We start from the raw sequence: 17815 nt of genomic DNA, 5'->3' as shown, positions 1-17815 counted from the left end.
TGCGTAATTTATTCACTGTTGCACCTGGAACTTGTGGATAAAATCACTGTCTGATAAAAGAGTGAATGCTAATCTCGTTGCTCAAACGCTTTGGCATGGTTGTTGCCTGACGGGGACAACCTGGACCAGAAGAAACATTGAGAGGAATGAATGACCAAAGAAATGCAAACTTTAGCTTTAGCCCCTGTTGGTAACCTGGAATCTTACATCCGGGCTGCGAACACCTGGCCGATGTTAACGGCTGAGGAAGAAAAGGAGCTTGCTGAAAAGCTGCATTACCAGGGCGATCTGGAAGCAGCTAAAACGCTGATCCTGTCTCACCTGCGCTTTGTTGTTCACGTTGCTCGTAATTATGCGGGCTACGGCCTGCCGCAGGCGGACCTGATTCAGGAAGGTAACATTGGCCTGATGAAGGCGGTACGTCGCTTCAACCCGGAAGTGGGTGTGCGACTCGTCTCCTTCGCCGTGCACTGGATCAAAGCGGAAATTCACGAATACGTCCTGCGTAACTGGCGTATTGTGAAAGTCGCCACGACGAAAGCGCAGCGCAAACTGTTCTTCAACCTGCGTAAAACCAAGCAGCGTCTGGGCTGGTTCAATCAGGATGAAGTGGAAATGGTGGCGCGCGAGCTGGGCGTTTCCAGCAAAGACGTCCGCGAGATGGAATCCCGTATGGCCGCGCAGGACATGACGTTTGATATGTCTGCCGACGACGATGCCTCCGACAGCCAGCCGATGGCCCCGGTCCTGTATCTGCAGGATAAAACCTCTAACTTTGCTGACGGCATTGAAGAGGATAACTGGGAAGACCAGGCGGCAAACAAGCTGACCTTCGCGATGGAAGGCCTCGACGAGCGTAGCCAGGATATCATCCGTGCCCGCTGGCTGGACGAAGATAACAAGTCCACGTTGCAGGAACTGGCCGACCGCTACGGCGTCTCCGCTGAACGTGTGCGTCAGCTTGAGAAGAACGCCATGAAAAAACTTCGCGCCGCTATCGAAGCGTAATTTCCTCGAAGTACACCGAGAACCCCTGGATGAGAGTCTGGGGGTTTTGTTTTTTTAGCGCCCGCTCTGGCGAATTTCTCCCCCCTGGCAAACACTTACTGATGCGCTAAGCAGGCGACTTTCAGAGGGTGACAGGGTGAAAAATAACGAACTGAACGACCGGCGTTTACAGGCGACGCCGCGCGGTATCGGCGTCATGTGTAACTTCTATGCCGATAAAGCCGAAAACGCCACGGTGTGGGATGTAGAAGGTAACGAGTATATTGATTTTGCCGCCGGGATCGCCGTGCTGAATACCGGGCATCGCCATCCTAAAGTTATCGCCGCCATCGAAAAACAGCTTCATGCCTTTACCCATACCGCTTACCAGATCGTCCCCTATGAAGGTTATGTGGCGCTTGCCGAGCGCATCAACCAGCGCGTACCCATAGAGGGGCCAGCCAAAACCGCCTTTTTCTCAACCGGTGCAGAAGCGGTCGAAAACGCGGTGAAAATTGCCCGGGCGTACACCAGTCGTCCCGGCCTTATCACCTTCGGCGGCGCGTTCCACGGCCGTACCTTTATGACCATGGCGCTGACCGGCAAAGTGGCGCCCTATAAGCTCGGCTTCGGCCCGTTCCCCGGCTCGGTGTACCACGCGCAATTCCCCAACAACCTGCACGGCGTCAGTACCGCCGAAGCGTTAAAAAGCCTGGAGCGCATCTTCAAAGCCGATATCGCGCCCGATCAGGTGGCGGCAATCATTATTGAACCGGTTCAGGGCGAGGGCGGGTTCAACGTCGCGCCCGCTGATTTTATGCAGGCGCTGCGTGCCCTGTGCGATACCCACGGGATTTTACTGATTGCCGACGAAGTGCAAACCGGCTTCGCCCGTACCGGCAAGCTATTCTCCATGGAAAACCACTGCGTGAAGCCCGATCTGATCACCATGGCGAAAAGCCTGGCGGGCGGAATGCCGCTCTCTGCCGTCTCTGGCCGGGCAGAGGTGATGGACGCGCCCGCTCCGGGCGGACTGGGCGGCACCTACGCGGGTAACCCGCTGGCGATTGCGGCGGCCCATGCGGTGCTGGACGTGATTGACGAGGAAGATCTCTGCACGCGCGCGTCTCATCTCGGCCATCATCTTGTCGAGGTGCTGAATAAAGCGAAGGATGGCTGTCCCTGGATCGCCGATATCCGTGGGCAGGGCTCGATGGTGGCGGTGGAATTTACCGATCCGCAAACCGGACAGCCGTCGCCGGAATTTACCCGTCAGGTTCAGGAGCGCGCGTTGAACGAAGGGCTGCTGCTTTTGAGTTGCGGCGTCTACGGCAACGTTATCCGCTTCCTCTACCCGCTCACCATCCCCGAAGCGCAGTTCCGTAAAGCGCTGGATATTATTTCCGCCTCGCTGACACGATAAAGCCAAAAGCCCGGCTGAAATGACAGTCGGGCTTATCATATTTTCATTTCAAATTAGCTATTCCAAAATCATAAAAATGGGGTATGTTTTAGCAGAGTATGCTGAAAAAGCGCGAACAGCACGCCTATAATTGAAATAAAGCGCTACACAACAACATCACAACAATCGTTATAACCATAATAATGGGGAATCTCAGGATGAACATGAAGGGTAAAGCGTTACTGGCAGGATGTATCGCGTTGGCATTCAGCACTATGGCGCAGGCCGATATTAAAGTGGCCGTGGTGGGCGCGATGTCCGGTCCGGTAGCACAGTACGGCGACCAGGAATTTACGGGCGCGGAACAGGCGGTTGCAGACATTAATGCTAAGGGCGGCATCAAGGGCGAAAAGCTGCAAATCGTAAAATATGACGATGCCTGTGACCCGAAACAGGCGGTCGCGGTGGCGAACAAAGTGGTAAATGACGGGATCAAATACGTTATCGGTCACCTGTGCTCCTCTTCCACCCAGCCCGCGTCTGACATCTACGAAGACGAAGGCATTCTGATGATCACGCCGGCTGCGACGGCACCAGAGCTGACCGCGCGCGGCTATAAGCTGATCCTGCGTACCACCGGTCTGGACTCGGATCAGGGGCCAACCGCCGCGAAATACATTGTTGAAAAAGTGAAGCCGCAGCGCATCGCGATTGTTCATGACAAACAGCAGTACGGCGAAGGCCTGGCCCGTGCGGTGCAGGATAACCTGAAAAAAGCGAATGCCAACGTGGTGTTCTTTGACGGTATCACCGCCGGTGAGAAAGACTTCTCGACTCTGGTAGCGCGTCTGAAGAAAGAGAATATCGACTTCGTTTATTACGGCGGCTACCACCCGGAAATGGGGCAGATCCTGCGTCAGGCGCGTGCGGCGGGTCTGAAGACACAGTTCATGGGGCCAGAAGGCGTGGCGAACGTTTCCCTGTCTAACATCGCGGGTGAGTCTGCTGAAGGGCTGCTGGTGACCAAACCGAAAAACTACGACCAGGTGCCTGCGAACAAACCTGTTGTAGATGCCATCAAGGCGAAGAAACAGGATCCAAGCGGTGCGTTCGTCTGGACCACTTACGCAGCGTTGCAGTCTCTGCAAGCGGGCCTGAACCAGTCAGCCGATCCGGCGGAGATTGCCACCTGGCTGAAAGCGAACTCGGTGGAAACCGTGATGGGGCCGCTGTCCTGGGATGAGAAGGGCGACCTGAAGGGCTTCGAGTTCGGCGTGTTTGACTGGCATGCCAACGGCACGGCGACAGACGCCAAATAAAAGCAAAAAGGCAACATAAGTTGCCTTTTTTAATGTTTTCTCCCTCTCCCCGTGGGAGAGGGCCGGGGTGAGGGCATCAGGCCGCAGAGCCCCGCTTTTGCCCGGTGGCGCTTCGCTTACCGGGCCTACAATCAGCCTGGGAAAATGCGGCAGATAATGCGGCAGACAATGTAGGCCGGGTAAGGCGCAGCCGCCACCCGGCTTTCTTTTAGCGCTTCTCCCACCCGTTCGCCTGCGCCGTAAACCCTAACGCCTGCATAAACGCCGCCATTACGCCGCGATCCTCCACGCCCACGTCGGCCATCCACCAGGAGGTCACGCTCGGGTTTTCGCGGATCACCTCTTCAATCAAATACTGCCCGACCCCGCGACGACGGGTCACGTCGCGCACGCGCAGGGAGTCCAGCGCCCCTTCCGTGCCGCTCAGCGTTACGCGGACGGCGGCCAGCAGGCGCTCGTTAAAGCGCGCGGCATAGATGCGGTGGTTCTCATCGACGGCCAGCGATGAAGAAGAATATTCCGGCCAGATCTTGCCCAGGTCGATATGATCCTGGTCGCTAAAGGTCACCAGACGCACGATAGTCAGTTTCATTAGCTGCTTGTCCAAATCAAAAAGAGTACGGCCAGTGTACTCAATTTAATTGCTCAGGCACTTTCTCTTTTTCTTCCCATTTACCAGGTGATTAGTTTTTTGGCAACGCGATGGGCAGTTTGAAAACACATGGATCGAAAAATAAGCAGAATTTTAACCTGAATGGTAGTGATTTATTCGGCGCTTTGTACCGTTATTTTATGCTGCAAACTGCGCTTTTATTTGTTTATCTCCGTCTGATTTCAGAATATTATCTTTGCTTAATCGCCTGAAAAATAGAGATATTAGTCTGGTTTTTGTTAAAAACCTGCGCTAAACCATTAAAGGCACTGGTAAAAATAGCGTTGTTCATTAAAAGTACAGAATGCTTTTTAACCATAATAAAACAAAATATATACATCACTTCACGAATGGGGATTCTGAGATGAAAAGGAACGCGAAGACGTTAATCGCGGGGATGGTCGCACTGTCGATCTCGCATGCCGCTATGGCAGACGACATTAAAGTTGCGGTAGTGGGTGCGATGTCCGGCCCCGTTGCCCAGTGGGGCGATATGGAGTTCAACGGCGCGCGTCAGGCCATCAAAGATATCAATGCTAAAGGCGGCATCAAAGGCGACAAGCTGGTGGGCGTGGAGTATGACGACGCCTGCGATCCAAAACAGGCCGTCGCGGTCGCCAACAAAATCGTTAACGACGGTATCCAGTACGTCATCGGGCACCTGTGTTCCTCCTCCACGCAGCCTGCGTCTGATATCTACGAAGACGAAGGCATCCTGATGATCACCCCGGGCGCCACCAACCCGGAACTGACCCAGCGGGGTTACCAGCACATTATGCGTACCGCCGGTCTGGACTCCTCGCAGGGGCCAACCGCCGCCAAATACATCCTCGAAACCGTTAAGCCACAGCGCATTGCCATCATTCATGACAAACAGCAGTACGGTGAAGGCCTGGCGCGCTCCGTACAGGACGGCCTGAAAAAAGGCGGGGCGAATATCGTCTTCTTCGACGGCATTACCGCCGGTGAGAAAGACTTCTCCGCGCTGATCGCCCGCCTGCAAAAAGAGAATATCGACTTCGTTTACTACGGCGGCTACTACCCGGAAATGGGGCAGATGTTGCGCCAGGCGCGCGCCACCGGTCTGAAAACCCAGTTTATGGGGCCTGAGGGCGTCGGTAATGCCTCCCTGTCGAACATCGCGGGCGATTCTGCCGAAGGCATGCTGGTGACGATGCCAAAACGCTATGACCAGGATCCGGCGAATAAAGCTATCGTGGATGCGCTCAAGGCACAGAAGAAAGATCCGAGTGGCCCATACGTCTGGATCACCTACGCGGCCGTGCAGTCGCTGGCCACGGCCATGGATCGCACCGGCAGCAAAGAGCCGCTGGATCTGGTGAAAGATTTAAAAGCACACGGGGCGAACACCGTGATTGGGCCGCTGAACTGGGATGAGAAAGGCGATCTGAAGGGATTTGAATTTGGTGTCTTTAAGTGGCACGCCGACGGTTCGTCCTCGGTCGCCAAATAATAATCCCACCGCCCGGTTTACCGGGCGGATATAAAAAGGTTTGCATATGTCCGAGCAGTTTCTCTACTTTTTGCAGCAGATGTTTAACGGCGTCACGCTGGGAAGCACCTACGCGCTGATCGCCATCGGCTACACGATGGTTTACGGCATTATCGGCATGATCAACTTCGCCCACGGCGAGGTGTACATGATCGGTAGCTACGTCTCCTTTATGATCATCGCCGCGCTGATGATGATGGGCATCGACAGCAGCTGGTTGCTGGTGGCCGCCGGGTTTGTCGGCGCGATTGTGATTGCTAGCGCCTACGGCTGGAGCATCGAACGGGTGGCCTACCGGCCGGTGCGCAGCTCCAAGCGCCTTATTGCGCTGATCTCCGCCATCGGTATGTCCATCTTCCTGCAAAACTACGTCAGCCTGACAGAAGGTTCGCGTGACGTGGCGCTGCCAAGCCTGTTTAACGGCCAGTGGATTGTGGGGGCCAGCGAAAACTTCTCTGCCTCTGTCACCACCATGCAGCTGGTTATCTGGATTGTGACCTTCCTGGCGATGCTGGCCCTGACCGTTTTCATCCGCTACTCCCGCATGGGACGCGCCTGCCGCGCCTGCGCGGAAGACCTGAAGATGGCGAGCTTGCTCGGGATCAACACCGACCGCGTGATTGCCCTGACCTTCGTGATCGGTGCAGCGATGGCGGCGGTGGCGGGCGTGTTGCTCGGCCAGTTCTACGGCGTAATCAACCCGTACATCGGCTTTATGGCCGGGATGAAAGCCTTCACCGCCGCGGTACTGGGCGGTATCGGCAGCATTCCGGGCGCGATGATTGGCGGCCTGATTTTGGGCGTGGCCGAAGCGCTCTCCTCGGCGTACCTGAGCACCGAATATAAAGATGTGGTGTCGTTTGCCCTGCTGATTCTGGTTCTGCTGGTGATGCCTACCGGTATTCTGGGCCGTCCGGAGGTAGAGAAAGTATGAAACCGATGCATTTTGCGATGGCGCTGCTTTCTGCCGCCATGTTCTTCGTCCTGGCGGGCGTCTTTATGGGCGTTCAGTTAGGGCTGGACGGCACGAAGCTGGTGGTGGATACCGCCCCCGATATCCGCTGGCAGTGGGTGTTTATCGGTACTGGCGTGGTGTTCCTGTTCCAGCTGCTGCGTCCGCTGTTCCAGAAGACGCTGAAGAACGTCTCCGGGCCGAAATTCGTCCTTCCGGCGATCGACGGTACAACCGTAAAGCAGAAGCTGTTCCTTGTGGCGCTGCTGGTGGCTGCCGTGGCGTGGCCGTTTATGGTATCGCGCGGGACGGTGGATATTGCCACCCTGACCATGATCTACGTGATTCTGGGGCTGGGTCTGAACGTGGTGGTGGGGCTGTCTGGCCTGCTGGTGCTGGGCTACGGCGGGTTCTACGCCATCGGCGCGTACACCTTCGCGCTGCTGAACCATTATTACGGCCTCGGCTTCTGGACCTGTTTGCCGCTGGCGGGGCTGGTCTCTGCCGCCGCGGGCTTCCTGCTCGGCTTCCCGGTGCTGCGCCTGCGCGGTGACTACCTGGCGATTGTGACCTTAGGCTTCGGCGAAATCGTCCGTATCCTGCTGCTCAACAATACCGAAGTGACCGGCGGTCCGAACGGCATCAGCCAGATCCCGAAACCGACCTTCTTCGGCCTGGAGTTCAGCCGTACCGCCCGCGAAGGCGGCTGGGATACCTTCAGCAACTTCTTTGGCATCAAATACGACCCGTCCGACCGCGTGATCTGGCTCTACCTGGTGGCGCTGCTGCTGGTGGTGATTACCCTGTTTGTGATCAACCGTCTGCTGCGCATGCCGCTGGGCCGCGCATGGGAAGCGCTGCGTGAGGATGAGATCGCCTGCCGTTCCCTGGGCCTGAATCCGACCCGTATCAAGCTGACCGCGTTTACCATCAGCGCCGCGTTTGCCGGTTTCGCCGGAACGCTGTTTGCCGCGCGTCAGGGCTTCGTCAGCCCGGAATCGTTCACCTTTGCCGAATCGGCCTTCGTGCTGGCGATTGTGGTGCTCGGCGGGATGGGTTCCCAGTTCGCCGTGATCCTCGCGGCCATCCTGCTGGTGGTCTCGCGCGAGCTGATGCGCGACTTTAACGAATACAGCATGCTGATGCTGGGTGGCTTGATGGTGCTGATGATGATCTGGCGTCCGCAGGGCTTGCTGCCGATGACGCGTCCACAGCTGAAGCTTAAGAGCGCGGAAGCGAAAGGAGAGCAGGCATGAGTCAGCCATTATTATCCGTTAACGGTCTGATGATGCGTTTTGGTGGCCTGCTGGCGGTCAACAACGTGAATCTGGATCTGCATAAGAAAGAGATTGTCTCCCTGATTGGCCCGAACGGCGCAGGGAAAACCACAGTATTCAACTGCCTGACCGGTTTTTACAAGCCGACAGGTGGCACCATCATGCTGCGCGACCAGCACCTCGAAGGGCTACCGGGCCAGCAGATTGCCCGCATGGGCGTGGTGCGTACCTTCCAGCACGTGCGTCTGTTCCGTGAGATGACGGTGATTGAGAACCTGCTGGTGGCGCAACATCAGCAACTCAAAACCGGCCTCTTTTCCGGCCTGCTGAAAACCCCGGCCTTCCGCCGCGCGCAGGAGGAGGCGCTCGATCGCGCCGCCACCTGGCTCGACCGTATCGGCCTGCTCCAGCACGCCAACCGTCAGGCGAGCAACCTCGCCTACGGTGACCAGCGTCGCCTTGAGATCGTGCGCTGCATGGTGACCCAGCCGGAGATCCTGATGCTCGACGAACCGGCGGCGGGCCTTAACCCGAAAGAGACCAAAGAGCTGGACGAGCTGATTGCCGAGCTTCGCGATCATCACGACACCACCATCCTGCTGATTGAGCATGACATGAAGCTGGTGATGGGCATTTCGGACCGTATCTACGTGGTTAACCAGGGCACGCCGCTGGCGAACGGCACGCCGGAAGAGATCCGCAGCAACCCGGACGTGATCCGCGCATACCTTGGTGAGGCATAAGATGGAAAAAGCGATGTTAACGTTCGACAAGGTCAATGCGCACTACGGCAAGATCCAGGCGCTGCACGACGTCAGCCTGCATATCAATCAGGGCGAAATCGTCACCCTGATTGGCGCCAACGGCGCGGGGAAAACCACGCTGCTCGGCACCCTGTGCGGCGATCCGCGCGCCACCAGCGGGCGGATTGTGTTTGACGGCAAAGATATTACCGACTGGCAGACGGCTAAAATTATGCGTGAAGCGGTAGCGATCGTCCCGGAAGGGCGTCGCGTGTTCTCGCGCATGACGGTCGAAGAGAACCTGGCGATGGGCGGTTTCTTCGCCCACCGGGATGAATACCAGACCCGCATCAAATGGGTATACGAACTCTTCCCGCGCCTGTGGGAGCGGCGAATTCAGCGCGCGGGCACCATGTCCGGCGGGGAGCAACAGATGCTGGCGATTGGCCGCGCGCTGATGAGCCAGCCGCGTCTGCTGCTGCTGGATGAACCGTCGCTCGGGCTGGCGCCTATCATCATTCAGCAGATTTTCGACACCATCGAGCAGCTGCGCAAAGAGGGGATGACCATCTTCCTCGTCGAGCAGAACGCCAACCAGGCGCTGAAGCTCGCTGACCGTGGCTACGTGCTGGAGAACGGCCGCGTGGTGCTCTCCGATACCGGCGATGCGCTGCTGGCGAACGAAGCGGTGCGGAGCGCGTATTTGGGCGGCTAAGCCGTCTGTATCGCCCGGTGGCGCTGCGCTTACCGGGCCTACGGATACCATGTAGGCCGGGTAAGGCGAAGCCGCCACCCGGCTTTTTTTCATATTAACCCCTTCACACAACCATCATCCCTCTGACGCCTGGCTGTCACCTATCTGTAAACAAAAAGTTATTTTTCTGTCATTCGAGCATGTCATGTTACCTCGCGAGCACAAAACGCGTGATATCGCGCATCCGGCATAATAAGAGAGATGACAATGACATCGTTACGACACACAGCTTTGGGACTGGCAATCGGTCTGGCTTTTGCGACGAACGCAATGGCTGTGACCACCATTCCGTTCTGGCATTCTATGGAAGGGGAGTTGGGTAAAGAGGTTGACTCCCTGGCGCAACGTTTCAACGACACCCACCCGGACTACAAAATTGTGCCGGTGTACAAAGGCAACTACGAGCAGAGCCTGAGCGCGGGCATCGCCGCCTTCCGTACCGGCAATGCGCCAGCCCTGTTACAGGTTTATGAAGTCGGCACCGCGACCATGATGGCCTCCAAAGCCATCAAGCCGGTCTATGAAGTGTTCAAAGACGCGGGCATCAACTTTGACGAATCCCAGTTTGTGCCGACCGTCTCCGGTTACTACACCGATTCCAAAACCGGCCACCTGCTGTCTCAGCCGTTTAACAGCTCCACGCCGGTGCTGTACTACAACAAAGATGCCTTCAAAAAAGCCGGTTTAGATCCGGAACAGCCGCCAAAAACCTGGCAGGATCTGGCGGAGTACACCGCGAAGCTGAAAGCGGCGGGGATGAAGTGCGGCTACGCCAGCGGCTGGCAGGGCTGGATCCAGATTGAAAACTTCAGCGCCTGGCACGGCCTGCCGGTTGCCACCAAAAACAACGGCTTCGATGGCACCGACGCGGTTCTGGAATTTAACAAGCCGGAGCAGGTGAAGCACATCGCGCTGCTGGCCGATCTGAACAAGAAGGGCGACTTCAGCTATTTCGGGCGCAAAGACGAATCCACCGAGAAGTTCTACAACGGTGACTGCGCCATTACTACCGCGTCTTCCGGTTCGCTGGCGGACATCCGTCACTACGCCAAATTCAACTACGGCGTGGGCATGATGCCGTACGACGCTGATGTAAAAGGCGCGCCGCAGAACGCCATCATCGGCGGGGCGAGCCTGTGGGTGATGCAGGGTAAAGACAACGGCACCTACAAAGGCGTGGCCGAGTTCCTCGACTTCCTGGCGAAGCCGGAAAACGCCGCCGAGTGGCACCAGAAGACCGGCTACCTGCCGATCACCAAAGCCGCGTACGACCTGACCCGGGAGCAGGGCTTCTACAGCAAGAACCCGGGCGCGGACATCGCGACGCGTCAGATGCTGAACAAGCCGCCGTTGCCGTTCACCAAAGGCCTGCGTCTGGGCAACATGCCGCAGATCCGCACCATCGTTGATGAAGAGCTGGAAAGCGTCTGGACCGGGAAGAAAACGCCACAGCAGGCGCTGGATTCAGCGGTAGAGCGCGGCAACCAACTGTTACGCCGCTTTGAGCAGTCGACGAAATCGTAATTAAAACCTTACCCCTCACCCTAACCCTCTCCCCATAGGGGAGAGGGGACTGCACGGAGCCGTCTTTTCTCCCTCGCCCCTATGGGGAGAGGGCCGGGGTGAGGGGCGAAAACCTACTTGAGCTAACCTATGTCATCATCCCGTCCGGTGTTCCGTTCCCGCTGGCTGCCGTACCTGCTGGTCGCGCCGCAGCTGGTCATCACCGTTATCTTCTTTATCTGGCCTGCGGGCGAAGCGCTGTGGTACTCGGTACAAAGCGTCGATCCGTTCGGGCTTTCCAGCCAGTTTGTCGGGCTGGACAACTTTACCGCGCTGTTCCATGACAGCTACTACCTGGACTCCTTCTGGACGACGATCAAATTCAGCGCGCTGGTCACCGTCAGCGGTCTTGTCGCGTCGCTGTTCTTCGCCGCGCTGGTGGATTACGTAGTGCGCGGCAGCCGTCTGTATCAGACCCTGATGCTGCTGCCTTACGCTGTGGCTCCCGCCGTGGCCGCCGTGCTGTGGATCTTCCTGTTTAACCCGGGGCGCGGGCTGATTACCCACTTCCTGGGCGAGTTTGGCTACGACTGGAACCACGCCCAGAACAGCGGTCAGGCGATGTTCCTGGTGGTGTTCGCCTCGGTGTGGAAGCAGATCAGCTATAACTTCCTGTTTTTCTTCGCCGCGCTACAGTCTATCCCGCGTTCGCTGGTGGAGGCCGCCGCGATTGACGGCGCAGGGCCCGTTCGTCGCTTCTTCAAACTGTCGCTGCCGCTGATCGCCCCGGTGAGTTTCTTCCTGCTGGTGGTCAACCTGGTGTACGCCTTCTTCGACACCTTCCCGGTGATCGACGCCGCCACTGCGGGCGGTCCGGTACAGGCGACGACGACGCTGATCTACAAGATCTACCGCGAAGGCTTTGCCGGGCTTGATCTCTCTGCCTCTGCCGCCCAGTCCGTGGTGCTGATGTTCCTCGTCATCATCCTGACGGTGGTGCAGTTCCGCTATGTTGAAAGTAAGGTGCGCTACCAATGATTGAGAACCGTCGCGGGCTGACGATTTTCAGCCATACCCTGCTGATCCTGGGCATCCTCGTCATCCTGTTTCCACTGTACGTGGCCTTCGTCGCCGCCACGCTGGACACCAAAGCGGTGTTCGACACGCCGATGACGCTCGTCCCCGGCGGGCATCTTTTCGAGAACATGAAAACTATCTGGACCCAGGGCGTGGGGGCCAACAGCGCGCCGTTCTGGCTGATGATGCTCAACAGTTTCATCATGGCGTTCGGCATCACCATCGGCAAAATCACGGTGTCGATGCTTTCGGCCTTCGCCATCGTCTGGTTCCGCTTTCCGCTGCGTAACCTGTTTTTCTGGATGATTTTTATCACTCTGATGCTGCCGGTGGAGGTGCGTATCTTCCCGACGGTGGAGGTGATCGCCAACCTGAAGATGCTCGACAGCTACGCGGGCTTAACCCTGCCGCTGATGGCTTCGGCGACCGCCACCTTCCTGTTCCGCCAGTTCTTTATGACCCTGCCGGATGAGCTGATTGAAGCCGCGCGTATTGACGGCGCCTCGCCGATGCGCTTCTTCCGCGACATCGTGCTGCCGCTGTCGAAAACCAACCTTGCGGCGCTGTTTGTGATCACCTTTATCTACGGCTGGAACCAGTACCTGTGGCCGCTGCTGATCGTTCAGGACGTCAACCTCGGCACCGCCGTGGCAGGCATCAAAGGCATGATCGCCACCGGCGAAGGCACCACCCTCTGGAACCAGGTAATGGCGGCGATGCTGCTCACCCTTATCCCCCCGGTCGTTATCGTTTTAGCCATGCAGCGTGCGTTTGTGCGTGGTTTAGTGGACAGTGAGAAATAAGATGGCAGGTTTAAAATTACAGGCAGTAACCAAAAGCTGGGACGGCAAAACCCAGGTCATTCAGCCGCTGACGCTCGACGTGGCGGACGGGGAATTTATCGTCATGGTCGGTCCGTCCGGCTGTGGGAAATCCACGCTTCTGCGCATGGTGGCGGGGCTGGAACGCGTGACGTCCGGGGATATCTGGATTGACCGCCAGCGCGTTACCGAGATGGAACCCAAAGATCGCGGCATCGCGATGGTGTTCCAGAACTACGCCCTCTATCCGCACATGAGCGTGGAAGAGAACATGGCCTGGGGGCTGAAAATTCGCGGCATGGGCAAAGGCCATATCGAGGAGCGCGTGAAAGAAGCCGCGCGCATTCTGGAGCTGGACGGCCTGCTCAAGCGCCGCCCGCGCGAGCTTTCCGGCGGCCAGCGTCAGCGCGTGGCGATGGGGCGCGCCATCGTGCGTGACCCGGCGGTCTTTCTGTTCGACGAACCGCTGTCAAACCTCGACGCCAAGCTGCGCGTGCAGATGCGCCTTGAGCTACAGCAGCTGCATCGCCGCCTGAAAACCACGTCCCTCTACGTGACCCACGATCAGGTAGAGGCCATGACTCTCGCCCAGCGCGTGATGGTGATGAACAAAGGCATCGCCGAGCAGATTGGCACCCCGGTGGAAGTCTACGAAAAACCGGCCAGCCGTTTTGTGGCGAGTTTTATCGGCAGCCCGGCGATGAACCTGCTGGACGGGCGGATCAATGCTGCAGGAACCCATTTTGAGCTGGAAAGCGGGATGGCGTTGCCGATCAACTGGTACTATCGTGGCTACGCCGGGCGTAAGATGACGCTCGGTATCCGCCCGGAGCATATTGGTTTGACGTCTCAGGCGGACGGCGGCGTGCCGCTGGTGATGGACACGCTGGAGATGCTGGGCGCAGACAACCTGGCGCACGGACGCTGGGGCGAACAAAAGCTGGTGGTGCGCCTGCCGCATCAGGAGCGCCCGAAGGCAGGCAGCACGCTGTGGCTGCATATGCCGGAAAATCACCTGCACTTATTTGACGGTGAAACAGGACAACGAGTATGAGCAACTGGCCTTACCCCCACATTGTCGCCCACCGTGGCGGCGGTAAACTGGCGCCGGAAAACACCCTGGCGGCAATTGACGCTGGCGCGCGCTACGGCCACACGATGATCGAGTTCGACGCCAAGCTGTCGAAGGACGGCGAAATTTTCCTGCTGCATGACGACAACCTTGAACGCACCAGCAACGGCTGGGGCGTGGCGGGCGAACTGCCGTGGCGCGATCTGCTGAAGGTGGACGCCGGAAGCTGGTTCAGCGGTGAATTCAAAGGCGAACCATTGCCGCTGCTGGCGGAAGTGGCGGACCGCTGCCGACAGCACGGCATGATGGCTAACATCGAAATCAAACCGACCACCGGCACCGGGCCGCTGACGGGCAAAGTCATCGCGCTGGCCGCGCGTGAGTTGTGGGAAGGGATGACGGTACCGCTGCTGTCGTCGTTTGACATCGACGCGCTGGAAGCGGCACAGGCGGCCGTACCAGAGCTGCCGCGCGGGCTGCTGCTGGATGAGTGGCGAGAAGACTGGCGCGCGCTGACTGCCCGCTTAGGTTGCGTGTCGATCCACCTCAACCATAAGCTGCTGGATGAAGCGCGCGTGATGCTGTTAAAAGAGGCCGGTCTGCATATCCTGGTCTACACCGTCAACAAACCCCAGCGTGCAGCCGAGCTGCTGCGCTGGGGCGTGGACAGCATCTGTACCGATGCGATTGACCAGATCGGGCCGAACTTTATTTATTAAGCATACTGCCGTTCTGCTGGGTCGGCAGCATATGCTGCTGACCGCTGCTTTGCGACACCCCGCCCCTTAACATCCCACCGTTTGAGTTTGACAGCGGCTGCTCGCGCATCTGGCCCTGCTGCACGCGCTGGGTATTAGCGTTCATCTGGTTTTGCAGGTGCTGCTGCTGCACCTGGGTCTGCGTCTTTAACTGCTGATTAAGCATCCCTTTCTGCTGCTGTTGCTGGCTCATCATCTCCGTCTGCATACGCTGCTGGCTCGGAATGACATAGCCCTGCTGGTTCGGGTTGTTCAGCGTGTTTATCGGCTGTGCGAGCGCGGCGAACGGAAGCAGCGCGATCAGGATCGGTAATCGTTTCATGGTTATCTCCTCCTTTGAGGCTTCTCTTAAGTTTATCCTGATTCCGACATAACGATGATTTTTTAAGAGTTGTGAACCAGGCTTAAGCGGGGAATATAGGCCCCTTCACCTGGAGAACAATAATGATGAAACCAACCTTTTTGCGCTGGGTCGCCATCGCTGCGCTGATGGCAGGCGGCACATTTACCGTGGCGGCCAATCCGCCCGCCGCTCCTCCGGTCTCTTACGGCGTGGAGGAGGATGTTTTTCATCCCGTGCGGGCGACGCATGGCATGGTGGCCTCGGTTGACGCGCTGGCAACTCAGGTGGGCGTCGATATTCTTAAACAGGGCGGTAACGCGGTGGATGCGGCGGTCGCGGTCGGGTACGCACTGGCGGTAACGCATCCACAGGCGGGGAACCTGGGCGGCGGCGGGTTTATGATGCTGCGCACGAAAGACGGTAAAACTACGGCCATCGACTTCCGTGAGATGGCACCGAATCAGGCCTCCCGCGATATGTTCCTCGACGATCAGGGCAATCCGGACAGTAAAAAATCCCTGACCTCGCACCTTGCCTCCGGCACGCCGGGCACCGTTGCGGGGTTCTCGCTGGCGCTGGAAAAATACGGCACGCTGCCGCTGAATAAAGTGGTACAGCCTGCCATCAGGCTGGCGCGCGACGGCTTCGTCGTCAACGACGCGCTGGCGGACGACCTCAAAACCTACGGCAGCGAAGTTATTCCCAATCATGAAAACAGCAAGGCTATCTTCTGGAAAGACGGCGAGCCGCTGAAGAAGGGCGATAAGCTGGTGCAGAAGAACCTCGCAAAAAGTCTCGAACTGATTGCCGAAAACGGTCCGGACGCCTTCTATAAGGGGCCGATTGCCGATCAGATTGCCGATGAGATGCAGAAGAACGGCGGGCTGATCACCAAAGCGGATCTGGCGGAATATAAGGCGGTGGAGCGCGAGCCGATCAGCGGCACCTATCGCGGCTACGAGGTCTTCTCCATGCCGCCGCCGTCCTCCGGGGGCATTCACATTGTGCAGATCCTCAATATTCTGGAAAACTTCGATATGCACAAGTTCGGCTTCGGTAGTGCCGATGCCATGCAGGTGATGGCGGAGGCGGAAAAGCGCGCCTACGCGGACCGCTCGGAATACCTTGGCGATCCGGATTTCGTGAAGGTGCCGTGGCAGGCGCTGACCAACAAAGCCTATGCCAAATCGATTGCCGATGAGATCGACATCAACAAGGCTAAACCGTCCAGCGAGATCCGCCCGGGCAAGCTGGCGCCGTATGAAAGTAACCAGACCACCCACTTCTCGGTCGTGGACAAAGACGGAAACGCGGTGGCGGTGACATACACGCTCAACACCACCTTCGGCACCGGGATTGTGGCGGGCAGTAGCGGTATTTTGCTGAACAACGAGATGGATGACTTCTCGGCCAAGCCGGGCGTGCCGAACGTCTACGGGCTGGTCGGCGGCGATGCAAATGCGGTCGGGCCGAAGAAGCGCCCGCTGTCGTCCATGTCGCCCACCATCGTGGTGAAAGACGGCAAAACCTGGCTGGTGACCGGCAGCCCGGGCGGGAGCCGGATTATCACCACCGTGCTGCAAATGGTAGTGAACAGCATCGACTTTGGGATGAACGTCGCCGAAGCGACCAATGCGCCGCGTTTCCATCACCAGTGGCTGCCGGACGAGTTGCGCGTGGAGAAGGGCTTTAGCCCGGATACCCTCAAGCTGCTTGAGCAGCGCGGGCAGAAGGTGGCGGTGAAGGAGGCGATGGGCAGCACCCAGAGCATTATGGTCGGGCCGGACGGGGCACTGTTTGGCGCGTCGGATCCGCGGTCGGTGGATGATTTAACGGCGGGGTATTGAGGGCTCCCCTCACCCTAACCCTCTCCCCATAGGGGAGAGGGGATTGCACGGTGCGGTCTTTTCTCCCTCGCCCCTTCGGGGAGAGGGTCGGGGTGAGGGGTTACTTCATACGCGCCATATAATACGCATCCACGTACTCGCCGTTGCGCAGGGCGTAGCGCCTGCCGGTGCCTTCAATCTCAAACCCGTGCTTTTTGTACACCGCGATTGCCGGTTCGTTATCGACAAACACCGTTAACTCGATGCGGTCGACGCGCAGCCAGTTATCGCACATATCAATCATGGTGCGTATCAGCGCGCTGGCGACGCCCCGGTTTTGCCACTGCGCACCTACACAAATTCCAAAATCGGCAACGTGGCTGCGGCGCGGACGCTGGGCTACGGCAATGCACAGATGCCCGGCGACGGTATCATCAATACAGGCGACAAGCTGCTTGATACCGGGCTGATCGGTTAGCCGGTCATGCCACATCTGCTCTGAGGGATGAGGAACCTGTAGCGTGTTGTGGTACACCTCCGGCTGGGCGTGGATCTGACGAATGGCGTCGTAATCTTTCGGTTCAGCGTGGCGTATCACTATCTCACTCATTCCTTGTTCCTCAGTCAGTTAAAAGTCCCTTCCAACATCAGTGACTTTAAAAGTTGAGTCAATCGCTATTTTTTGCAAAAAGTGTTGGACAAGTGCGAATGAGAATGATTATTATTGCTCTGCATTCAGGAAGACCTCCTACGGGAACCTGAAAGCACGACATTGCTCACATTGCTTCCAGTATTACTTTAGCCAGCTTCTCGCTG

Annotated in this window: 17 protein-coding genes; 14 read left to right on the top strand and 3 right to left on the bottom strand. The window is 57.9% G+C overall.

What is annotated here, in order from left to right:
* The first annotated feature begins 150 nt into the window (after positions 1 to 150).
* The 3 genes from rpoH to livJ all read left to right on the top strand — a co-directional run bounded on the left by rpoH (position 151) and on the right by livJ (position 3708).
* Complete coding sequence (gene rpoH / locus L2Y28_RS21010; RefSeq protein ID WP_000159624.1) at positions 151 to 1008, top strand: RNA polymerase sigma factor RpoH; 858 nt, start codon at positions 151 to 153, stop codon at positions 1006 to 1008.
* A 136-nt stretch (positions 1009 to 1144) separates the two neighbouring features.
* Positions 1145 to 2410 carry a 4-aminobutyrate--2-oxoglutarate transaminase gene (locus tag L2Y28_RS21005; protein ID WP_022649666.1) on the top strand — a complete coding sequence of 422 codons (1266 nt, stop codon included), beginning with the start codon at positions 1145 to 1147 and terminating at the stop codon, positions 2408 to 2410.
* Positions 2411 to 2607: 197 nt separating this feature from the next.
* Positions 2608 to 3708: a branched chain amino acid ABC transporter substrate-binding protein LivJ gene (livJ, locus tag L2Y28_RS21000; RefSeq protein WP_015571474.1), complete on the top strand. Its 1101-nt coding sequence runs from the start codon at positions 2608 to 2610 to the stop codon at positions 3706 to 3708.
* Positions 3709 to 3916: 208 nt separating this feature from the next.
* On the opposite strand, the gene panM is transcribed toward livJ, so the two are convergent.
* Positions 3917 to 4300 carry an aspartate 1-decarboxylase autocleavage activator PanM gene (gene panM / locus L2Y28_RS20995; protein ID WP_022649664.1) on the bottom strand — a complete coding sequence of 128 codons (384 nt, stop codon included), beginning with the start codon at positions 4298 to 4300 and terminating at the stop codon, positions 3917 to 3919.
* Positions 4301 to 4724: 424 nt separating this feature from the next.
* Here panM and livK point away from each other — a divergent pair, with 424 nt between their 5' ends.
* The 10 genes from livK (at position 4725) to ugpQ (ending at position 14791) form a co-directional block, all read left to right on the top strand.
* Positions 4725 to 5834, top strand: coding sequence for a high-affinity branched-chain amino acid ABC transporter substrate-binding protein LivK (gene livK, locus L2Y28_RS20990; RefSeq protein WP_022649663.1), 1110 nt, complete (start codon positions 4725 to 4727; stop codon positions 5832 to 5834).
* Positions 5835 to 5880: 46 nt separating this feature from the next.
* Complete coding sequence (livH, locus tag L2Y28_RS20985; protein ID WP_022649662.1) at positions 5881 to 6807, top strand: high-affinity branched-chain amino acid ABC transporter permease LivH; 927 nt, start codon at positions 5881 to 5883, stop codon at positions 6805 to 6807.
* Positions 6804 to 8081, top strand: coding sequence for a high-affinity branched-chain amino acid ABC transporter permease LivM (locus L2Y28_RS20980; RefSeq protein WP_006812275.1), 1278 nt, complete (start codon positions 6804 to 6806; stop codon positions 8079 to 8081). The genes livH and L2Y28_RS20980 overlap by 4 nt, the downstream gene beginning before the upstream one ends.
* Positions 8078 to 8845, top strand: a complete 768-nt coding sequence (gene livG, locus L2Y28_RS20975; RefSeq protein WP_022649661.1) for a high-affinity branched-chain amino acid ABC transporter ATP-binding protein LivG — start codon at positions 8078 to 8080, stop codon at positions 8843 to 8845. The genes L2Y28_RS20980 and livG overlap by 4 nt, the downstream gene beginning before the upstream one ends.
* A gap of 1 nt (position 8846) precedes the next feature.
* On the top strand, positions 8847 to 9560 hold the full coding sequence (gene livF, locus L2Y28_RS20970) for a high-affinity branched-chain amino acid ABC transporter ATP-binding protein LivF (protein WP_023298801.1): 714 nt from the start codon (positions 8847 to 8849) through the stop codon (positions 9558 to 9560).
* A gap of 246 nt (positions 9561 to 9806) precedes the next feature.
* Positions 9807 to 11123 (top strand): sn-glycerol-3-phosphate ABC transporter substrate-binding protein UgpB, encoded by a 1317-nt coding sequence (ugpB, locus tag L2Y28_RS20965; protein WP_022649659.1) that lies wholly within the window; start codon positions 9807 to 9809, stop codon positions 11121 to 11123.
* Positions 11124 to 11252: 129 nt separating this feature from the next.
* On the top strand, positions 11253 to 12140 hold the full coding sequence (ugpA, locus tag L2Y28_RS20960) for a sn-glycerol-3-phosphate ABC transporter permease UgpA (RefSeq protein ID WP_022649658.1): 888 nt from the start codon (positions 11253 to 11255) through the stop codon (positions 12138 to 12140).
* Positions 12137 to 12982 carry a sn-glycerol-3-phosphate ABC transporter permease UgpE gene (gene ugpE / locus L2Y28_RS20955; RefSeq protein WP_022649657.1) on the top strand — a complete coding sequence of 282 codons (846 nt, stop codon included), beginning with the start codon at positions 12137 to 12139 and terminating at the stop codon, positions 12980 to 12982. The genes ugpA and ugpE overlap by 4 nt, the downstream gene beginning before the upstream one ends.
* A gap of 1 nt (position 12983) precedes the next feature.
* Positions 12984 to 14054: a sn-glycerol-3-phosphate import ATP-binding protein UgpC gene (locus tag L2Y28_RS20950; protein ID WP_022649656.1), complete on the top strand. Its 1071-nt coding sequence runs from the start codon at positions 12984 to 12986 to the stop codon at positions 14052 to 14054.
* On the top strand, positions 14051 to 14791 hold the full coding sequence (gene ugpQ, locus L2Y28_RS20945) for a glycerophosphodiester phosphodiesterase (RefSeq protein ID WP_022649655.1): 741 nt from the start codon (positions 14051 to 14053) through the stop codon (positions 14789 to 14791). Before L2Y28_RS20950 ends, ugpQ begins: the two co-directional genes overlap by 4 nt.
* Here the strand turns inward: ugpQ and L2Y28_RS20940 are convergent.
* Positions 14781 to 15152 carry a DUF2756 family protein gene (locus tag L2Y28_RS20940; protein ID WP_022649654.1) on the bottom strand — a complete coding sequence of 124 codons (372 nt, stop codon included), beginning with the start codon at positions 15150 to 15152 and terminating at the stop codon, positions 14781 to 14783. The genes ugpQ and L2Y28_RS20940 overlap by 11 nt on opposite strands.
* A 122-nt stretch (positions 15153 to 15274) precedes the next feature.
* Here L2Y28_RS20940 and ggt point away from each other — a divergent pair, with 122 nt between their 5' ends.
* A complete protein-coding gene (ggt, locus tag L2Y28_RS20935) occupies positions 15275 to 17020 on the top strand; it encodes a gamma-glutamyltransferase (protein WP_022649653.1) in 1746 nt (581 codons plus the stop codon).
* 100 nt (positions 17021 to 17120) lie between these two features.
* On the opposite strand, the gene yhhY is transcribed toward ggt, so the two are convergent.
* Complete coding sequence (gene yhhY, locus L2Y28_RS20930) at positions 17121 to 17609, bottom strand: N-acetyltransferase (RefSeq protein WP_022649652.1); 489 nt, start codon at positions 17607 to 17609, stop codon at positions 17121 to 17123.
* Positions 17610 to 17815 lie beyond the last annotated feature (206 nt).

This window comes from Enterobacter sp. JH25 (genome assembly GCF_021725435.1).
Taxonomy (GTDB): Bacteria; Pseudomonadota; Gammaproteobacteria; order Enterobacterales; family Enterobacteriaceae; genus Enterobacter; species Enterobacter intestinihominis.
This window is presented reverse-complemented; position numbering and strand designations above follow the sequence as displayed.